General features: G+C 44.8%; 21 protein-coding genes. 6 read left to right on the top strand and 15 right to left on the bottom strand.

All coding sequences use genetic code 11. The annotated features are described in order from the left end of the window. Positions 1-294: 294 nt before the first annotated feature. Positions 295-750 (top strand): RNA recognition motif domain-containing protein, encoded by a 456-nt coding sequence (locus ACVBIO_RS19185; protein ID WP_447161100.1) that lies wholly within the window; start codon positions 295-297, stop codon positions 748-750. A gap of 12 nt (positions 751-762) precedes the next feature. Here ACVBIO_RS19185 and murI read toward each other — a convergent pair whose 3' ends face one another. Then, a complete protein-coding gene (gene murI / locus ACVBIO_RS19180; RefSeq protein WP_447161099.1) occupies positions 763-1,569 on the bottom strand; it encodes a glutamate racemase in 807 nt (268 codons plus the stop codon). A gap of 192 nt (positions 1,570-1,761) precedes the next feature. Here murI and trmA point away from each other — a divergent pair, with 192 nt between their 5' ends. Next, positions 1,762-2,859 carry a tRNA (uridine(54)-C5)-methyltransferase TrmA gene (gene trmA / locus ACVBIO_RS19175; RefSeq protein ID WP_447164605.1) on the top strand — a complete coding sequence of 366 codons (1,098 nt, stop codon included), beginning with the start codon at positions 1,762-1,764 and terminating at the stop codon, positions 2,857-2,859. A 74-nt stretch (positions 2,860-2,933) separates the two neighbouring features. On the opposite strand, the gene fabR is transcribed toward trmA, so the two are convergent. Then, positions 2,934-3,548 (bottom strand): HTH-type transcriptional repressor FabR, encoded by a 615-nt coding sequence (fabR, locus tag ACVBIO_RS19170; protein WP_447161097.1) that lies wholly within the window; start codon positions 3,546-3,548, stop codon positions 2,934-2,936. Positions 3,549-3,688: 140 nt separating this feature from the next. Here fabR and ACVBIO_RS19165 point away from each other — a divergent pair, with 140 nt between their 5' ends. The 3 genes from ACVBIO_RS19165 to mnmH all read left to right on the top strand — a co-directional run bounded on the left by ACVBIO_RS19165 (position 3,689) and on the right by mnmH (position 7,125). Further along, complete coding sequence (locus tag ACVBIO_RS19165) at positions 3,689-4,795, top strand: fatty acid desaturase (RefSeq protein ID WP_447161096.1); 1,107 nt, start codon at positions 3,689-3,691, stop codon at positions 4,793-4,795. 192 nt (positions 4,796-4,987) lie between these two features. Beyond that, on the top strand, positions 4,988-6,028 hold the full coding sequence (gene selD / locus ACVBIO_RS19160; protein WP_447161095.1) for a selenide, water dikinase SelD: 1,041 nt from the start codon (positions 4,988-4,990) through the stop codon (positions 6,026-6,028). Beyond that, on the top strand, positions 6,028-7,125 hold the full coding sequence (gene mnmH, locus ACVBIO_RS19155) for a tRNA 2-selenouridine(34) synthase MnmH (protein WP_447164603.1): 1,098 nt from the start codon (positions 6,028-6,030) through the stop codon (positions 7,123-7,125). Before selD ends, mnmH begins: the two co-directional genes overlap by 1 nt. A gap of 8 nt (positions 7,126-7,133) precedes the next feature. Here the strand turns inward: mnmH and ACVBIO_RS19150 are convergent, their stop codons facing one another. From ACVBIO_RS19150 to nudE, 4 genes are read right to left on the bottom strand one after another with little or no spacing between them, the layout of a single operon-like run. Then, positions 7,134-8,834 carry an MFS transporter gene (locus ACVBIO_RS19150; protein ID WP_447173214.1) on the bottom strand — a complete coding sequence of 567 codons (1,701 nt, stop codon included), beginning with the start codon at positions 8,832-8,834 and terminating at the stop codon, positions 7,134-7,136. Further along, positions 8,834-9,301 (bottom strand): GNAT family N-acetyltransferase, encoded by a 468-nt coding sequence (locus ACVBIO_RS19145; RefSeq protein WP_447164601.1) that lies wholly within the window; start codon positions 9,299-9,301, stop codon positions 8,834-8,836. The genes ACVBIO_RS19150 and ACVBIO_RS19145 overlap by 1 nt, the downstream gene beginning before the upstream one ends. Beyond that, positions 9,294-10,106: a 3'(2'),5'-bisphosphate nucleotidase CysQ gene (cysQ, locus tag ACVBIO_RS19140; RefSeq protein WP_447161091.1), complete on the bottom strand. Its 813-nt coding sequence runs from the start codon at positions 10,104-10,106 to the stop codon at positions 9,294-9,296. The genes ACVBIO_RS19145 and cysQ overlap by 8 nt, the downstream gene beginning before the upstream one ends. Positions 10,107-10,149: 43 nt before the next feature. Next, positions 10,150-10,704, bottom strand: a complete 555-nt coding sequence (nudE, locus tag ACVBIO_RS19135; protein WP_447173213.1) for an ADP compounds hydrolase NudE — start codon at positions 10,702-10,704, stop codon at positions 10,150-10,152. 98 nt (positions 10,705-10,802) lie between these two features. Here nudE and yrfG point away from each other — a divergent pair, with 98 nt between their 5' ends. Next, positions 10,803-11,471 (top strand): GMP/IMP nucleotidase, encoded by a 669-nt coding sequence (gene yrfG, locus ACVBIO_RS19130; RefSeq protein WP_447173212.1) that lies wholly within the window; start codon positions 10,803-10,805, stop codon positions 11,469-11,471. 107 nt (positions 11,472-11,578) lie between these two features. Here the strand turns inward: yrfG and ACVBIO_RS19125 are convergent, their stop codons facing one another. From ACVBIO_RS19125 to gspF, 9 genes are all read right to left on the bottom strand, one after another. After that, on the bottom strand, positions 11,579-12,337 hold the full coding sequence (locus tag ACVBIO_RS19125) for a type II secretion system protein N (RefSeq protein WP_447161088.1): 759 nt from the start codon (positions 12,335-12,337) through the stop codon (positions 11,579-11,581). A gap of 9 nt (positions 12,338-12,346) precedes the next feature. After that, positions 12,347-12,823: a type II secretion system protein M gene (locus tag ACVBIO_RS19120; protein WP_447161087.1), complete on the bottom strand. Its 477-nt coding sequence runs from the start codon at positions 12,821-12,823 to the stop codon at positions 12,347-12,349. 1 nt (position 12,824) lies between these two features. Further along, positions 12,825-14,018: a type II secretion system protein GspL gene (gene gspL / locus ACVBIO_RS19115; RefSeq protein WP_447161086.1), complete on the bottom strand. Its 1,194-nt coding sequence runs from the start codon at positions 14,016-14,018 to the stop codon at positions 12,825-12,827. 45 nt (positions 14,019-14,063) lie between these two features. Then, entirely contained in the window at positions 14,064-15,044 is a 981-nt protein-coding gene (gspK, locus tag ACVBIO_RS19110; protein ID WP_447161085.1) for a type II secretion system minor pseudopilin GspK, read from the bottom strand. A 2-nt stretch (positions 15,045-15,046) separates the two neighbouring features. Continuing rightward, a complete protein-coding gene (gene gspJ / locus ACVBIO_RS19105) occupies positions 15,047-15,766 on the bottom strand; it encodes a type II secretion system minor pseudopilin GspJ (protein WP_447161084.1) in 720 nt (239 codons plus the stop codon). Continuing rightward, entirely contained in the window at positions 15,747-16,115 is a 369-nt protein-coding gene (gene gspI, locus ACVBIO_RS19100) for a type II secretion system minor pseudopilin GspI (RefSeq protein ID WP_447161105.1), read from the bottom strand. Before gspI ends, gspJ begins: the two co-directional genes overlap by 20 nt. A 5-nt stretch (positions 16,116-16,120) precedes the next feature. Continuing rightward, positions 16,121-16,714: a type II secretion system minor pseudopilin GspH gene (gspH, locus tag ACVBIO_RS19095; RefSeq protein ID WP_447164600.1), complete on the bottom strand. Its 594-nt coding sequence runs from the start codon at positions 16,712-16,714 to the stop codon at positions 16,121-16,123. A gap of 1 nt (position 16,715) precedes the next feature. Then, a complete protein-coding gene (gene gspG, locus ACVBIO_RS19090) occupies positions 16,716-17,150 on the bottom strand; it encodes a type II secretion system major pseudopilin GspG (protein ID WP_447161082.1) in 435 nt (144 codons plus the stop codon). 67 nt (positions 17,151-17,217) lie between these two features. Further along, on the bottom strand, positions 17,218-18,441 hold the full coding sequence (gene gspF, locus ACVBIO_RS19085) for a type II secretion system inner membrane protein GspF (RefSeq protein ID WP_447161081.1): 1,224 nt from the start codon (positions 18,439-18,441) through the stop codon (positions 17,218-17,220). Between the last annotated feature and the right edge of the window lie 2 nt (positions 18,442-18,443).

Genomic DNA, 18,443 nt, shown 5'->3' with positions numbered 1-18,443 from the left:
GCTTGGCTAGTTGCCTGCTTCACCGTGTCAGTGGGGTCGCATTATAGGGAGATTCGAAAAGAGCGCAAGTGCTTTTTATAAAGAATTTGTTCGCATGCTTATCTTTTCAACAACGCACGATTTATCGCTCATTTATCACGCTTTCGCTGTTTAAATCTGCACCAATTTTGCACTAGCTTGCAGATAAAGTTCATTTTTTCAGCAACACACTAGAGTATTGACTAATAATTCATTACCATAGTCAGGTTATTAACAGTTAGTTATCAATTCATTTATTCTTTAGAGATTATATTTATGCAGAAGTCATTCTTGATCGTCTTGGCCGTAGCCATTATAGGTGCACTCGCTATTTTTCAGATCGCACCCGATCTAAACGGTGCCATTGCTTTCTTTACTGGTGCCATCATCGCGAGCGTTATTTTTTCTCTTCAATCTAAAACGCCTGCCTCAACAACTGACAGCAACGAACCATATAGCGGTCCGACTATGACACTATATGTAGGTAACCTTCCTTATAGAGTACATGAGGGTGAAGTAAAGGCGTTATTCGGCGAATTCGGCCCAGTAAACTCTGTTCGCTTAGTTCGCGATCGTAAAACAGGGCGCCGTAAAGGATTTGGATTCATTGAAATGTCAGAGGCTGGTGCTAAGAAAGCCATGACTAAACTTAATGAGTTCGACTTCCAAGAAAGAACATTGAAAGTGCGCGAAGCTAAATCACAAGATTCAGATAAGAGCGACAACGCATAACAGGTGTTATAGCTAACCTAGATTAGTTGAAGAGCGTGACACTATTGTAGTGAATCCTTTTTCAGCTAATCGGGTTGTTAGCCCTACCGCTATATCTTCAGTTGTATAGATTGCCTCCCACACCTTATCTTGTTGCTCTGCAGCATCACCACTATCGACTTCACTTAATAAGTAACGCACCCTTTGTGCTACAGCTTTACCTGAATCAAGCAAAGTAACTCCTTTACCTAGCACAGACTGAATTTCAGCTGCTAAGATTGGGAAATGTGTGCAACCTAAGACTAAGGTATCTAAATTCGATAATTGAATCGGTTTAAGCTGTGACGCTAACTTAATTAAGTCAACTGTTTCGCCTGCTAGTTTTGCTTCAGCCAACATGACAAGTTCCGATGACCCAAATAAGTCGACCTTACAATCACCGGCAAACTCTTCAATTAACTCTCTTGTATAAGAACGCTTAATCGTACCAGGGGTCGCTAGCAAACCTATATGGTGAGCCTTTGAAATTTGCGCTGCGGGTTTGATTGCTGGTACAACCCCAACGATAGGGATCGAGAGCCTAGCTCTTAATCCCGGCAACACTAAGGTACTGGCAGAGTTACACGCAACGACAACCAGTACTGCATCGGTTCGTTTTACCTGTTCACAAATCAGATCTACACAGCCATTAATTAATACCGTCTCTTCAAGTTCGCCGTAAGGCAAGCGAGCATTATCGAATAGATAGCAATAGCCTTGGTCGGGTAATACTTTTTTGATCTCATCAAAGATAGATAGACCACCAATCCCTGAGTCAAAAATAAGAATAGGTCCTGACACAAACATTCTCCGCTATAAAAAATATTTCGATATATATAAATGAACCTGCAGTAATGTCTCACTTGCGGCAGGATTAGCTATATTGCTTTAGAATTTTCCCACAACCTAGATAAAATCGGAAGCCAGAAACTGGACATCCCAGCTATCTAGTATAATATTCCGCCCCTAATTAATGCCAACGGTGATCAAGATATGAATTTAGCAGCAATGGATCCTACAACCTATGATGTGCAACTCGAAGCAAAGCGCGTCAAGTTAACCCAGTTATTTGCTGATTTTGATACCCCAGAACTAGAAGCATTCAGCTCAGAGCCAGCTCATTACCGTATGCGTGCAGAGTTTAGAGTTTGGCATGAAGGTGAAGATCTTTACTACTATATGTTCGATAAGGAACTTGATAGTAAAGTCCGTTGCGACCAGTTCCTGCCTGCGAGTGAACTTATCAACAAAATGATGCCAGCCTTAGTCGAGCTATTAAAGCCGAATACTATTTTGCGTCATCGTTTATTCCAAATTGATTTCTTATCGACCCTTAGCGGTGAAATCTTAGTATCTTTGCTTTATCACAAGCAGCTAGATAGCGAATGGGAGCAGCAAGCTAAGATATTAAAGCAAACGCTAAGTACTCAGTTTAACGTTAACTTAATCGGACGTGCACGTAAGCAAAAAATCATCTTCGATAAAGACTACGTGATTGAGTCTCTCATGGTTGCTGGTAAGCAACTACAGTACCATCAGATTGAAAACAGCTTCACTCAACCTAATGGTAAAGTATCAGTTAAGATGCTGGAATGGGCTATTGATGTCACTAAAAACAGTACTGGCGATCTACTAGAGCTTTACTGTGGTAATGGTAATTTTTCCATTGCGCTGGCACAAAATTTCGATCGCGTACTTGCAACTGAACTGGCAAAGCCATCGGTTGAGTCTGCACAATACAACATCCAGGCCAATCAGGTCGAAAACCTGCAGATTATCCGAATGTCGGCTGAAGACTTTACTGAAGCGATGGCCAAGAAGCGTAGCTTTAGACGTTTAGAAGGTATCGATTTAGACAGCTATAACTGCAATACCATTTTCGTTGACCCACCGCGTGCAGGCTTAGACGCTGACACTGTAAAACTGGTACAAGGTTACGAGCGGATTGTTTATATCTCGTGTAATCCACATACCTTAATCGAAAACTTAGCTGAACTGAGTAAAACCCATAAGATCACTCGCTTTGCACTGTTTGACCAGTTCCCATATACCGACCATATGGAGTCAGGTGTTTTTCTTGAAAAGAAATAACCTTCAACTGACACACTTGCTCTAAACAACAACGGCATCCCTAGGATGCCGTTGTTGTTTACGTCACTAACGCATTATTTCTGTTCTTTCTTATTTTGCAGTGCCTCAGAACCTTTCGCCACCATACGCAGTTGTATCACTAATCTGTCAGCTAATATCTTACGATCTGCTCGCTTCATATCTAATGCTGCGGCCCCCGCATTAAATACCAAAGTCACTAACGCTTCAGCCTGCGCATGCGCTAATTCTGGCGAGCGATTAGCTGTCGCTTCAGTGTAATGAGTCAACTCAGAAATGAAGTGCTCTATTTCACGGGCAACCGCTCCTCTAAAAGGAGCTGATGTCCCCGAACGCTCGTGCAGTAAAATACGAAATACGTTTGGATTGGACTCTAGTACTTCCATGAAGGTTTCAACCGAAATGCGAATAACGCTACCACCGGCTTCAGCACGTTGGCGCCCTTTACGCATCATCTGCCTCAGGGTTAAACCACCTTCATCTACCATAGTTAAACCCAGCTCGTTCATATCTTTAAAGTGGCGATAAAACGATGTTGGAGCAATATTGGCCTCACGGGCGACTTCGCGCAGACTAAGACTAGAAAAGCTACGTTCGGCGCTTAATTGATTAAACGCCGCATCGACAAGTGCTCGCCGAGTCTTTTCTTTTTGTTGTGCTCTAATGCCCATGTTGAACCTACTTACGAAAATTATTCCTTAAATAATACCGCTTTTTAACACAAAACGCAGCATCTACAAACTTGACCCATGTCACTATCCAAGTTAAATTAGCGTACAGATGTACGCTCAACAAGAGATTTAAAACTATAATGAAAAAACCTCCCCTCATCTGGATGAATGTGAGTCTATTTACCATCACATTTGCCTGCGCTGTAATATTCGTGCCTTGGTACGGTATCGCTTATGGCTTTGATGCCATTGAATGGATCGCCTTCGTGGTCCTCGCTTTTGCAAGTGGCCTGTCAATCACAGGCGGCTATCATAGACTCTGGTCACACCGTACTTATAAAGCTCATGCTTCGGTACGGTTCCTGTATGCTCTTGGTGGCGCATTAGCCCTGCAAAATAGTGCTTTACACTGGTCTTCTGACCACCGAGTGCACCATAAGCATGTAGATAACAACGATAAAGATCCCTATTCAGCAAAAATGGGATTTTGGTACAGCCATATTGGCTGGATGCTGCGTGAATACCAATCGCAACGCTACCATGACTATAAAAACGTTCGCGATCTACAAAACGATAAAGTCGTGATGTGGCAACATAAGTATTATCTACCGCTCTTACTTATAATGAACTTTGGCTTACCTATTTTATTGGGTTGGCTGAACGGCGATATCCTTGGCATGTTATTGTTAGCCGGACTGCTGCGCTTAGTGGTTGTACACCACTGCACCTTCTTCATTAACTCGTTAGCCCATATTTGGGGTTCTCAACCCTATACCGATAAGAACACCGCTCGAGATAATGGCTTCTTAGCACTCCTAACCTACGGTGAGGGTTATCATAATTATCATCATATTTTCGAAAATGATTATCGTAATGGTATTCACTGGTGGCAATACGATCCAACTAAATGGTTGATAAACGGATTAGCCTCGATAGGTTTAGCTACAAACCGTCGCGTTGTACCACAGGAACGTATTGAACACGCCCGTTTGCAAATGCAACTAAAGCGTACTCAAAATAAGGTGGCTCATTTGCCTAATAGCGAAGAGATCATCGACAAACTGCAAGCTGAATACGAAACACTAAAAACTCACCTTGCAGAGTATTACGACGCCAAGAAAACCTTGATTGAAGCCAAGCGTAAACAGCTTGCTGATAAGCAACTACTTAGCCAAGTAAAAGAACTAAAGTTACGCTTTAAGCAGCAACAAAAAAGCTGGCACAGTTTGACTGCAAGCTTTAGCTAAATTCAATGCAAATAGAAAGCCGCTATCAATGCGGCTTTTTTTATTTTTACGGCTCTCGTTTTGCTAAACACAGCAAGTATCGCCCTTCAGGATAAGGTTCAAGTCTCAACTTGTGCTTGAGGTCGATTGAAGTCCCTCGGTTATGGGTCTATTATGATCGGCTACTTACCATTTTCAGGGCGTTTTAAGCTCATGTCAGATTCAGAAATCAAACTTACCGAGTATAGTCACGGCGCCGGTTGCGGCTGCAAAATATCACCCAAAGTGCTCGGCACGATACTCGCCACCCAACTGCCTGTTTTTGACGACCCTAACCTACTGGTGGGTAACCAAACCCGAGATGATGCCGCCGTCTATAAGTTAAATGAGACCACAGGCATTATCAGTACCACTGACTTCTTTATGCCGATAGTCGACGACCCATTTACATTTGGTCGTATCGCTGCGACAAATGCCATCAGTGATATCTACGCCATGGGCGGCACACCTATGATGGCCATTGCGATTTTAGGCTGGCCAGTGAATAAACTACCCGCAGAAGTGGCACAGAAGGTCGTTGATGGCGGCCGAAAAGCCTGCGCCGATGCAGGTATCATGCTGGCCGGAGGCCATAGTATCGATTCACCGGAGCCTATTTTTGGTCTAGCCGTAACCGGCCAAATCCCACTAGAAGAGCTTAAGCAAAACGATACAGCAAAAGCGGGCGATAAACTTTATCTGACTAAGCCTTTAGGTATTGGCATTTTGACCACAGCACAGAAGCAGAAGAAGCTAGCGGATGCCGATTTAAATACTGCGGCAGAAGCCATGTGCCAGCTGAATATCCTTGGCCCTAAAATCGCTAAGATCCCGCAGGTTAACGCGCTAACTGATGTCACGGGATTCGGGTTAGCAGGCCATCTACTAGAGATGTGTCATGGTGCAGACTTACATGCCAAGATTGACGTGAGCTTACTGCCTTTATTACCTAATGCACGCCACTACCTAGAGTTAGGCTGCATTCCAGGCGGCACTCACAGAAACTTCGACAGTTACGGTGAACACTTACCGACACTCACTGATGAGCAAAAAGCGATTATCTGTGACCCACAAACCAGTGGCGGATTACTTATTGCTGTTGCTGCCGATGGCGAGGCGGTCTTAAAAAATCTGCTTACCGAAAATGGTATTGAACCCATTTGCATTGGTCAGTTAATTGAAAAGAATACGGCTACAACCGTGGAGCTTATTTAATGTCACTCAATAAAGTGCGTGCAAGCGAATATCGCCGAATACTCGTTAACGATCATCCAATAATGGATGCGCGCGCACCCGTAGAGTTTGAGAAAGGTGCCTTTCCTGCCAGTATTAATCACCCTTTAATGGAGGATGAAGAGCGTAAAAAGGTGGGTACTTGCTATAAAGAACGTGGCCAAGAAGCTGCGATCAAACTCGGTCATTCACTGGTTCATGGTGACATAAAGCAGCAAAGAGTCGATGCTTGGCTAGACTTTTTCAGCAAGAACCCAGGTGGCTACCTTTATTGCTTTCGTGGCGGCCTCCGTTCTCAGTTAACTCAACAATGGTTAAAAGAAGCAGGCCTAGATATCCCCTTTATCGAAGGGGGTTACAAAGCGATGCGTCAGTTTCTCATTGAAACCATCGATGATGCGCCAAACGTGAAGCCAATGCGGATCCTTAGTGGGATCACCGGTAGTGGTAAAACAGATTTTCTACTAAAGCGGAAAGAAGCCGTCGATCTAGAAGGGCTTGCTCACCATCGTGGCTCTAGCTTTGGTCGCTATCATGAAGCACAACCAAGCCAGATAAACTTTGAGAACGCACTCGCTGTCGCGCTATTAAAGCACCAAGACAGTGATGCCAAGCATTTACTACTTGAAGACGAGAGCTACCTAATTGGTCGTTCAGCCTTGCCCCAAGCTTTTTACGCAGGGATGCAAGCTGCTGGAGTATTGGTCCTAGAGGAATCTTTAGATGCAAGACTGACACGTCTTCTTAATGAATACGTGCACAAGATGCATTCTGGTTATATTCAAAGACTGGGTGAAGAAGAAGGCCTTGAGGCATTTGCCCAATACCTAGCGCAGAGCATTACCGGCATCAAAAAACGCCTAGGTAACAAGCAGCATGATGAGTTTCAAGCAATAATCACTAACGCGCTAACTATTCAGACGAGTCAAAATGATACCAGTGCGCACTTAGAGTGGATTGAAATGCTACTGGTAAAATACTACGACCCTATGTACCAATATCAAATCGACAAAAAAGCCGACCGAATTATCTTTAAGGGTGATCATCAGGCTATGCACCAGTGGCTAGATAACCAATAACGCCAAACTTACACCTCACTCGCACTCATGGTGTTATAAGCACTATTAGCTGCAAGTGGGGTGACTACTAATGTTAGCTTATTTCCACAGCTGTTATCTGTCACCGTCTTTACCGCAACTAACTTAAAGTCTGCAAAATCAGTGTGGTTTATTAACTGGGTTAGCGTACCTTGATCGACACAAACTAGGCTATCGAGCTGCATATTCTCTCCCGCATGCCAACATAAACGAGACATCATTCCGGCCAAAAAACGATGCGTCTTCATCTGTTTACATAAGCTTGGTGCGAACAACATAGGATGGGTAAAACTTCCATAGATCAGCAATATGTCACGCCAAGATAGACTCTTAGTCACCACTAATAGTCTGGAAGATTGATGAAGCAACTCAGGATCTAGCAGCTGAGTTTTATGCTTAACTCTGCGGATAAAATAACTAGCAACACGTAAAAATAATTCAGGCCAACGCCAAAGCAATAACAGTAGCACCACCAGATTAGAGGCTGCCAATACCAGAAACAGACGCTCTACAGGCCACTGCAATACATTCAACACCAGCATGGAAAAAATTGCTGAGCTCACCATAAATAACGCGTTGATAATATTATTACTGGCTATCGCCTGAGCACACTCCCCCTCTTTTGCTCGCGCCTGAATATAGGTGTAAAGCGGTACAATGAATAACCCACCTCCGACGCCAATCATAAATAGATCGAACATCAAGCGGTAATGAGCGCTATCAGCGATAAAACCTTGAAGATGATACAGAGTATCGAGTGACACCTTATTGGGCAGAGCAAAATACAAGTCGATACCAAAGACAGCTAAGATCCCGAGACCGAGCGGCATAATACCCAGTTCAACTTGCCTGTAAGACAGACGCTCGCATACAAAAGAACCGCCCCCAATACCGATAGAGAAAAGCGTTAATAGTAACGACACCACGGTGGGATCTGCATGCAAGGTAATACGCGCAAAATTAGGGAACTGCGTCAGATACGTTGCCCCCACAAACCAAAACCAGCTAATCGCCAAAATAGCGGTCCAGATCCCAGGCGTTTTCCGCACCTTTGTGATATTCGCCATCGTCGCTGAAACAATCGAGAAACGAGGCTTGATATCTGAGTGCGCTGGAATGCTAGGAATGAACCAACTGGCAAGCATACCAATCAGCGCCAAAATAAACACACTGGCGGCAGCCCAATAAGTCGCATTATGACTCGCTACAATAAGCCCTGCCGAAATAGTACCGATTAAGATCGCAAGAAAGGTGCCCATCTCGACCCATGCATTACCAGAAACTAACTCACCACTCTCTAGCACTCTAGGAAGCAGAGAGTACTTCACCGGACCAAAATAGGCAGATTGTACGCCAGTAAGAAACAGCAGCAACAACATGACTAAATAGCTATGGCTCAAAATGGCAAATATCGCCACCGTCATAATCATCAATTCTAGGAACTTGAGTCTGCGGATCAATAATGCCTTATCAACATAATCGGCAATCTGCCCCGCATGGGCTGAAAACAGTAAAAAAGGTAGGATAAAGAGACCAGCAGCCAAGTTTACAAATAGATTTACATCTATCGGTAACTCATCGAGTTGCGAATAAGCCACCAAGAGCAACAGTACATTTTTAAACACGTTGTCATTCAATGCACCTAAGCATTGAGTCACAAAGTAAGGAAAGAAGCGTCGGCTAAATAACATCAGCCAGAGATGTGAACGGGTTTTTGATATGTCATTAGCAACCTAGGCTCACCTTCACCAAAATAATCGACTTCAAAAGCTTGCTCGGTAAAACCACAGCGTAAATACAAGGCTTTCGCCGGGTTGTCTGGCGCTACTGTCAGGTTGATTTGATTAACCTCTCTAGGCAATGTCGCTAACAGAAGTGAGATGAGTTTGGTGCCAACCCCTTGGCCGCGAGCGCTGTCAGCGACGGCAACCGATAAGATCCAGCAAACACTCGCTTTAGCACTCGTCGACGCCAATAGATAACCAACAATATTTGCGTTGACATCCTTTGCCACCAAAAAACCATTGGGCCAACAGTCTAGTGCTTGTCTGAAGAAAAAATCTGGGTAGCAATGCCCGGCGAAACACTCGCGTTCTAGTGCATCAATCGCGGCAAGATCTTGCTTACACGCGATTGAAATCTGAGTTGAATCATTCATTGATAAGGATTTGGTCCCACTCCAGTGCTGGCGCACCGACCACGATAAAATTAGGGTTTTCTAAGCTTTCTCGCTCGTTGTAGGTTAGCGGTTGTAGATTCAGATCCATGATCTGGCCACCGGCTTCCTCGACAATAATCTGCGCGGCGCCGGTATCCCACTCACCCGTTGGTCCAATACGCACATAGCAATCTGCACGGCCTTCTGCAACGAGGCAACTCTTAAGCGCTGCGCCACCCAATACCACTAGTTCACAGTGCTTATTGTGATTAAACAGCTTAATCACTGATTGTGGATCTTGGCGGCGACTTACCGCTAAGCGTAATGATTCAGAACCATCCTTACTCAGCTGCTTACTGGTTATACGTACTTCAGCGCCATCTTTACGCTTGTAGGAGCCTAAACCTGCAATGCCGTAATAACACACTTCAGTCATTGGCACATACACTACGCCCAAAATCGGACGATTGTGCTCAACTAGCGCAATAATGACCGAAAAATCACCGCTGCCCGCTATAAACTCTCCCGTACCATCCAATGGGTCCACTAACCAGTAGCGTTGCCAGTCACAGCGTTGTGCGAACGGAATATTGGCATCTTCTTCTGATAATACGGGGATATCGGGCGTCAGCGCTTTAAGCGCATTGGTAATGATTTCATGGGCGGCGAGATCTGCAGAAGTCACTGGCGTATTATCAGATTTAATCTCGCGTTCGAAATCACCTTTCTGATAAATATCACGAATTTTCTGGCCTGCTAACGTTGCAATTTCAATGACTTGATCTACATAATTCTCTGGCTTCATAACTACTCCAACAGCCTAATACCCATGACCTACGTTGTTTTTACTATCTTAGTTGTAGATGTTTTTGCGCTAAAAATAAAGCACTTACGCTACGCGATTCTGAAAAATCTTCTTCGCTTAATAGATCTTGCCATTGTGCTAACGGCCAAGGAACCATGTCGATAGGTTCAGGCTCATCACCTTCTAGGTTACTTTCATAAAGATCTTCAGCTAAAAAGATCTGCATCTTACTGGCAAAATAACCCGGCGCTAAGCTTAATTCCATTAAATGCGTTAGCTTTCTCGCGCCGTAACCTATCTCTTCTTGAAGCTCGCGGTTAGCAGCCTCATGGGCTTCTTCACCGGGATCGATTAAGCCCTTAGGAAACCCGAGTTCATAGCTATGAGTACCTGCAGCATATTCTCGACCGAGTAATAACTCTGTGCCATTGAGCACAGGGACCACCATCACGGCTCCACGATTATTACCTTTCATGCGTTCATATTGGCGCTCAACTTGATTAGAAAACCGCAAGTGCACCTGTTCAATTTGAAACAGTCGACTTCTAGCTACGATTTCAGCGTGCAAAATTTCCGGTTTCTCATTCTTTTTAGTCATACACATCCCAGTGCCGCTGCCGACTTGTCATTTAATTCAGTATAATCTTACTATTGTTCACCCAATCTACAACATGAATTTTCTAGGATCGCGCAACTATGTTTCCATGGAACGAAATTGATACCGTTTTACTCGATATGGATGGGACTTTACTGGACCTGCATTTCGACAATCATTTTTGGCTACAGCTGATCCCTAAGGTACTCAGTGAACAGCGAAATATCTCTATTAAAGAAGCCAGCGACTGGGTTGAGCAGTGCTACACCAATGTAGAGGGAACCTTAAACTGGTACTGCCTCGACTATTGGGAGCAGCAGATGGGGCTGGATATTATGTCGCTGCACCGCACTTTAGCTGAACGGATCCAGCTACGCCAAGACAGCATGCCTTTTTTAGATGCGCTTAAACACGCCGGAAAACAGCGTATTTTGGTCACTAACGCCCACCCAAAGAATTTAGGCTTAAAACTAGAGCATACCGATTTAGCCTTAGGGCTCGACAGTATGCTCTCCAGCCATGAAACTGGTTACCCGAAAGAACATCCATTATTTTGGCAGCATCTATTTAAACAGTTTAATTTACAGCCTAGTCGCTGCCTGTTTATCGATGATAACGAAACCATATTAAAAGCAGCAAAACTGGCGGGTGTGGGTTACCAACTAGGAATATCTAACCCTGATAGCCAAAAAACCAATAAGGTATTCGATGATTTCCCTGCCATTGAAGATTATCACCACTTGCTAGATGAGCTGCTTAAGCAATCGTAAAATAGAAACAGAACAGTAAAAAGTCCACCTTTTGAACTAGGTGGTTTAGGGCTGAGAACAGAAAAGGCGCCAATTAGGCGCCTTTTACTATTAACAAAATAGTTGAACTAAATAGGTAAGCGACCTTGATAAGTGATCGGGTAGTAACCTTGGCTGTCCTTCTTGCCTAAGAAAGATAGCGCCTTTTTCAAGTCATCCGGCTGGGTATTCACTTCGCGAATTTTGGCGTTCACTTGCACCATTTTTTGATCCGCCAGTACAATTGTACCGTCCAAACCTAACCCATTTAGCTTCTCATCAGTGGTCAATTCAATTTTACCATCGAGACAGGCTAGGCCTAGCGCAATATCACCCAATGGATATTTACCAAACTGGTTAGTGACATTCACTTGGTTTAAAAACAACTTACCCGATAGCTGTTCGCACCAAGGCAAACCTTGCTCAAAGTTGTCGACCAGTACACTTAAGTCGCCGTTAACTTTAGTTCTAAAAGGTAAGTTAGTGCGTCCTAACAAAAAGCTGCTTGGCGCTTCAAATCTTAAGCCTGAGGCGTCGAGTCCTGACATTGAATAAGCTATGGTACCTTTACCGTTAACCGCACTTGCACGGCTACCAATCACCACATCGGCCTTAACGGTTCCCGTTAGCAACGACCAAATATTCAGGTCCCACGTTATCATTTCCACCTGGCGTTTTTGCACACTCAGCGTTGCAAGACTGCCCGCCCAAATCGTGCCAGACACCCCACTAATAGCTACATCTTTTGGCAAGGGGGCCAGCTTTACAGCAACACTGGCCGGAAATAGCACCACTAAAAATACTAAGTAGACTACAAAGCCCAGTGCGATCTTTTTTGCTAATTTCACTACAACACCTTACTTGGACAGCTGAATACGACGAACATTAACGTAACCTGGGGTGTCAGACTCGGCTAAGTCTAAACTTTCTAACGATAATCCCTTTTTCTGTACCAATTCATTCAAATAATTTAGCAAGGTATCGAAAGGCACTTCATCCATCCACACTTGAATTTTATTTCCTTGTGGCTGCATTCGAGTAATGGTGAGTCCAAATGCACTAGCGGTTTGGTTAACCGCCGCACTCAAGCTACCTCTAAATGCGTTACTACTGCCGCTTTGCTTCAGCCCTGCAATACGGTTGGCGGTTTGCTTAACGTAGTTTAGCGTGCTTTGTTGGCCCTCTAGCCTACGCTCTGCTTCAGCTTCCGCATTAGCGATAGGGGTCCATACACCCCAATACAAAATACCGATGACCAATACCACACCACAAGCTGCAACCATCTGCTGCTCGCGTAGTACTAACCCACCCCACCAAGCTTTAAAGTTTTCCATCTTATTTGCTCCTTATGGTTAAGGTGCTGGTGACTTGAGATTCACCGCTATTCATCGCACCACCATCAAGCTTGTAAGAACGCGCAATGATCTCTTTAAACTTTTCAATCTGCTCATAGTTCTTGGCTGTGACCTGCATGCGAATTTCATTGCGGTTACTGTCAAAGCGCAATGTTGTCGGCTTAAGCTCTGGTACTTGCGCAAACGCATCTTTCATACCGCTTAACATGACAAAGAATTCGCTACCACTGCCACCACCTTGAAGGGTACGTACATAGCTTTCCATCTGCGAACGCAAGTTCACTACACGCGAGCTACCAGGCACCACTTGCTTATAAATCTGCTCGCTTTGCACCTGCAGTGCATCGGCATCGCTATTCATTTGATGAATATTGAGGCCTTTATTCACTAATGCCAAAACAATAATCACAATAAATGCGATCGCTGTATTACGCCATAACGTTAGATGTTTACCGTACTCTTTCTTTGGCTTATAAACGCCAGAAAGTAGATTCATCGGCGCATTCAAAATACCTCTAGCCAGTACTAACATAGGCAGGTCTAGCGGCTGAACTTTGACGTCGGTGCCCGCGAATTGCAGTTCGGTATAACCCGCAACAGACACTGGTGTGCTGTTCGTTGCGCTCAGCAGTTGCGGCAAGGCCACATCAAGCCAGCTTTGGCTCAAACTGACTCCGCTACCTTCACCGGTACGCACTAAAACCTCTTTGCCAAAACTCATCGCAGCCCAGTCACACTCAGCCAATGGCAAAGCCAAGCAATCTGGTACGATACATTTAGCCTTCAGCCCTGCATCACTAAGCCACTCTATCCAAGCTTGCATCTGTTCGTGTGCGACAACAGCGATACTTAAGGCATCACCCTCTCGCGGCCCCGTCACAAAGTGCAACTCATCAACATTTTGAGCAAGGTTCTCTTCTAGCATAAAAGGCAATGCCTTTACCGCTTGGCGCTGACTTTTTTCTGGCAGCTCAACTTGCGTCAATGTAATGCTTGAGGCAGGCACTAATACGTCAACCGCACGATTACCTGCTCTTTCAGTAAGAGTCGATAGTGCACTGGCATCGCTAAGCTCGCCAGAACCTATAATTTCTTGTTCCTGCTCAGACCAAACAAGCCAAGAGCAAGGCTGCTCGGCAGTTTGTCCTAAACGGATAAATAGTCTTTCACTCACTGAGTTATCTCCACGCGTCTCTTTAACGTTATTAAAGGACTGTTGTTATTTTTGCCCACCAAATTGGCGGGATAACACTTCTAATTTTTTACTGTCGCCGTACAGCACGCTTTCTAATCTAAATACAGCGGTATCCACTTTGGCCCCAGCTTCGAGCAAAAAGTACTTACTCGTTACCCCAAAACTCGATTTGAGTTTGGCATCACCTGCTAAAGACGCGATTGAAGAATTTTCCCAAAACTCATCAATCTTATCGTAGCCATCGAGCGGTCGCTGATTGATAATACTTTCAGCCTCACCAACGGAAATTTTATTATCTAACATACCTGCGATTAACGCTGCTTGCTCTACAGGGACGGTATTGACGTTCAAAACCTGCGTCGTATTGCCCGGGATCGCACATACGTAAGGTGCAAGTTTAAGGTAAATATCCTGGGTAAAGCCCATCACAGCTCGCAGCTCACTCTTATGACTCATCAAGGTATTCGCTGCTCGATAAGGCACATTACGTGACTCATACTCGGCATCTTCTGCGCCATATGGCCCTGCCGTCTGATCTTCATCGATATAGTCTTTAGCCGTCTGTGCTAATCGCTCCGCAGCGAATTCGTCCATTCCCAGCGCGACCAGCAAACCTTTAAATTGCACCGCGGGGAGTGGCATTTTAGGTTGACCATTCTCAACTTTCTCACTAGGCGCAGATAACGAGTTAACGTTAAAACAAGATCGCATATCGCTAATTTTACCGGCTATTTCGCCCTTTTCTGCTGGAAATATCACATCAGCCAATGCCCAGTACTGCTGTAAATTTACCGTGTCTGAATCTTCTAAGTCTTGTTTCAGTACCTTTTTTGCGATCTCTTCAGCGGAAATCGCATACCAAAAAGCTTGGTCATACTGCGCCATGTTCAATGTGCGCCTAACCGACAGCTGATTACGAGAGGTAATATTGGTAGCAATAATCGCAACCATGGCCACAATCAAGAGCACAACGATAAGGGCCACGCCACCTTGTTTATTGCGCATGCTTATTCTCCCGGCCCTTTGCCATCTTGCTCTTTACCATTATCTCGGTTGCCATCGGGTACCGATTGATCGTTACCAGCATTGCTAGTGTCGTCATTACTTCCAGCAAGCGCTCCCGTCGGCACTAAGAATTTACGTTGAACTTTACCAATATCTTCAAATTCAATTTCCATTGCGATCGCTTTGGGTAATTTAGTTGCGTCGGTCTTACGCTCCCACTTATCATCTGCGAAAAAGGCGTATTCAACTGAAATGACCTTATCCATAATCACGGTTTTAATCGGCTCGGCGCCAATTTCAGGCTCTGGATAAGGGTAATACCAACGCTGTAGTTGCCCGTCAATCACCACATAAGCGACCGACTGCAAACTTCCTCTTGGCAATAAGCCATCAGGATTTAACCAACCTAAGCGAAAAAATACCAACGACTCAGATTCCGAGTCGAGCATATTGCTGCCGGTCTGGAAAACCGTTGTACCTCGCCCACCCTCAAGCAATCTTGGTGTTCGCGCTACCATTTGGTTTAGATCGCGTTCAATCACCCCAAAACCTTGCTGCATCGCCTTTAACTTGGTGGCAAACTCTCTGGTTGCGGTATCGTTTTTCATCACGGTACTCAACACAGTATTGGCAGCCAAACCTAGCATCGCAAAAATAGCGATGGCGATGAGCATCTCTAACAAGGTAAAGCCCCGCTGAGTTTTAATCTGCTTTAAGCACATAACTGCTCACTTCAGCGATGGTTCGCGAAAATCGTTCATCATCGCTGATACTTATACGGATCATTCTAAAATTATCATCGGTCGTTTTAACGACCTCTTTACGCCAATACCAGTCTTGATTGGCTAACTCTACTTGACCGTCTTTGCGACCAATTTCGGGAAACTTAGTCTCGAGTCTGGCATCAACCATCTGGTTATGAGCCACCCATTGCGCCATGGTGCGTTCTTCTAAAATAGGCATATTGGCGATCTGTTCGCCTAGGCTTTTAGTGATTGATACTGCAGCAATGGAAAACACTGCTAAAGCGACAATCACCTCTAGCAAGGTCATGCCTTTTTGCTTATTCAACCTAGTCATAAGACTTCTTCATCTTCAAAGCCCATTCGCAAGCGTCCGAGGGCATCACCAAACACCACCACCTCGATATCTTGCTTCATCTCATCTTCACTCACAAAAGACAGCTCAAATGCGCTCATCTCACCACTGGGAAATAGTAAGATTTGTGGCTCAGGGAACTTCTTTTTGTCGTCTTCAGACTTTTCAATAAGTGGTTCATCAAACCAAGAGTCTTGCTCTTCATCTTCTTGCACTAAAGGCAAGCCATCGAGCACTAAAACCAATTCAACACCTGGCTCCATCTCACGCTCAGCAAGCAACCTGTCTTGCGCTAATGGCTTCCACTTTCCTTCATCGTAATAGACATATTTGTAACCGGTGTCTTCTATAACAATACCGATGAAATGACCGCTTAGGACGGTTTCATCTAGCACCATTTCAGTGGACATCATGAACTGCAGCGCGGTTCGCTCCAGCGCTTTTTCTTTGCTGGCACCACCCATGCCTAAGGTGACTGCAGTCGCAGCAAGCCCCATAAGCAAAACAACGAGCAACACCTCCATTAAGGTGAAGCCCGTTTGGCGCGCTAGGTTAACTCGCGGCGTGTTCATTTTATTGGAAATTTTGCAGATTCCAGTTACCGATATCATCTTCTGTACCGGCTTGACCGTCTGGTCCCGTACTGAAGATATCTAACTTACCGTTTTCACCTGGGCTCAATAGCAGGTAGTCATTGCGCCATGGATCTTGTGGTAGACGCTTAACATAACCGTCTGCACGGTAGTTACGTGGCTCTGGAGAAATTGTTGGCTTTTGCACTAATGCTTCAAGACCTTGTTCAGTCGTTGGGTACACACTGTTATCCAACTTGTACATGTCCAAGGCATTTTCTAATGCAACAATATCTGAAACCGCTTTCTGCTGGTCAGCTTTATCTTTGTTACCCATCAAATTAGGTACCACCATAGAGGCCAAAATACCTAGAATAACAATCACCACCATCACTTCTAATAGGGTAAAACCTTGTTGCTTATTACGTGTTTGCATTAACAAATTCCTTAAACTAAAAAAATCACAACTTCAGTGACAAGCGAGTTGCCACTAACAGTGAGTATTAACCACTAATCATATTATTCAGCGCTAAAATTGGCTGAAGAATAGCAAGAACAATAAATAGAACCACAGCAGCCATGCTAACAACTAACATAGGTTCGAACACCCCTAAAGCGATAGTCACATTGGACTCAAACTCTCGGTCTTGGTTATCGGCAGCACGCTCAAGCATCTGCTCAAGCTGGCCACTTTTTTCACCTGAGGTAATCATATAGAGCATCATGGGCGGAAAAAGTTTGGTATTGGCAAGCGCCGTGCCCAAACTTGTACCTTCTCGAACCCGTAGGGTCGCATCCTCAACAGCCGTTTTAACCTTAACATTGACCAGCACGTCACTGGCAATGCGCATTGCATCAAGCAGAGGCACTGAACTTGCGGTCAAAATACTTAAGGTTCGCGCAAAACGCGCCGTGTTAAGACTCTTACTCACTTTACTGATCACTGGTAAACGCAGCAACATACTGTCGTATTTCATGCGATTTTTAGGGGAGACCAGCAAACGTTTAGCAATAAAGAACAGACCAACAATCGCGACCAATACAACCAGTCCGTAATCTCGGATAAAGTCAGACGATGCAATCAATAGCTCGGTCGTCCAAGGTAACTCTTGCCCCATATGTTCAAACTGACCAACAACCTGCGGAACAACCGCTGCAAGCAAGATGGCAATAACACCGATGGCGACCACGGTCAGCACGATAGGATAAATCATCGCCTGGGTCATTTTACTTTTGAGCTGTTGACGACGCTCGGTGTAGTCAGCAAGGCGATTCAAAACCACTTCTAAATGGCCCGACTTTTCGCCAGACGCGACCATAGCGCGATATAGCTCATCAAAAATATGCGGGAACTCTGCCATCGAGTCAGCGAGGCTATAACCCTCTACCACTCGCGAGCGAACTGCCATAATCATGCTAGCTAAGCGGTCTTTCTCACACTGTTGACCCACCGCTTTTAACGCTTCTTCAACGGGTAAGCCTGCTGCTACCAAGGTGGCAATTTGGCGAGTAATGAGTGCCAGCTCTGCCGTAGAGATACCACGCTTTAAAAAGCTTAAGCCTGCTGATTTGGCTTTACTCTCTTTGTCTACCACCGGGGTAATTTCCAGTGGCATTAAGCGCTGTTCTCTTAACTGCGTTCGGGCATGTCTTGCCGTATCGGCCTCGACCACACCCTTTTGCTGTTTACCGGTTTTATCTAATGCTTTGTATTCAAATGCTGGCATCG

The sequence above is a fragment of the Shewanella sp. 0m-8 genome, from assembly GCF_052977265.1.
This window is presented reverse-complemented; position numbering and strand designations above follow the sequence as displayed.

Coding starts and splice junctions, on each gene's coding strand:
- mnmH (WP_447164603.1), top strand. CDS start 6,028: ATGTCACTCAATAAAGTGCGTGCAAGCGAATATCGCCGAATACTCGTT.
- ACVBIO_RS19165 (WP_447161096.1), top strand. CDS start 3,689: ATGAAAAAACCTCCCCTCATCTGGATGAATGTGAGTCTATTTACCATC.
- gspK (WP_447161085.1), bottom strand. CDS start 15,044: ATGCGCAATAAACAAGGTGGCGTGGCCCTTATCGTTGTGCTCTTGATT.
- trmA (WP_447164605.1), top strand. CDS start 1,762: ATGAATTTAGCAGCAATGGATCCTACAACCTATGATGTGCAACTCGAA.
- nudE (WP_447173213.1), bottom strand. CDS start 10,704: ATGACTAAAAAGAATGAGAAACCGGAAATTTTGCACGCTGAAATCGTA.
- gspF (WP_447161081.1), bottom strand. CDS start 18,441: ATGCCAGCATTTGAATACAAAGCATTAGATAAAACCGGTAAACAGCAA.
- ACVBIO_RS19120 (WP_447161087.1), bottom strand. CDS start 12,823: ATGGAAAACTTTAAAGCTTGGTGGGGTGGGTTAGTACTACGCGAGCAG.
- gspG (WP_447161082.1), bottom strand. CDS start 17,150: ATGCAAACACGTAATAAGCAACAAGGTTTTACCCTATTAGAAGTGATG.
- ACVBIO_RS19145 (WP_447164601.1), bottom strand. CDS start 9,301: ATGAATGATTCAACTCAGATTTCAATCGCGTGTAAGCAAGATCTTGCC.
- selD (WP_447161095.1), top strand. CDS start 4,988: ATGTCAGATTCAGAAATCAAACTTACCGAGTATAGTCACGGCGCCGGT.
- yrfG (WP_447173212.1), top strand. CDS start 10,803: ATGTTTCCATGGAACGAAATTGATACCGTTTTACTCGATATGGATGGG.
- cysQ (WP_447161091.1), bottom strand. CDS start 10,106: ATGAAGCCAGAGAATTATGTAGATCAAGTCATTGAAATTGCAACGTTA.
- gspJ (WP_447161084.1), bottom strand. CDS start 15,766: ATGTGCTTAAAGCAGATTAAAACTCAGCGGGGCTTTACCTTGTTAGAG.
- fabR (WP_447161097.1), bottom strand. CDS start 3,548: ATGGGCATTAGAGCACAACAAAAAGAAAAGACTCGGCGAGCACTTGTC.
- ACVBIO_RS19150 (WP_447173214.1), bottom strand. CDS start 8,834: ATGTTATTTAGCCGACGCTTCTTTCCTTACTTTGTGACTCAATGCTTA.
- ACVBIO_RS19185 (WP_447161100.1), top strand. CDS start 295: ATGCAGAAGTCATTCTTGATCGTCTTGGCCGTAGCCATTATAGGTGCA.
- gspH (WP_447164600.1), bottom strand. CDS start 16,714: ATGAACACGCCGCGAGTTAACCTAGCGCGCCAAACGGGCTTCACCTTA.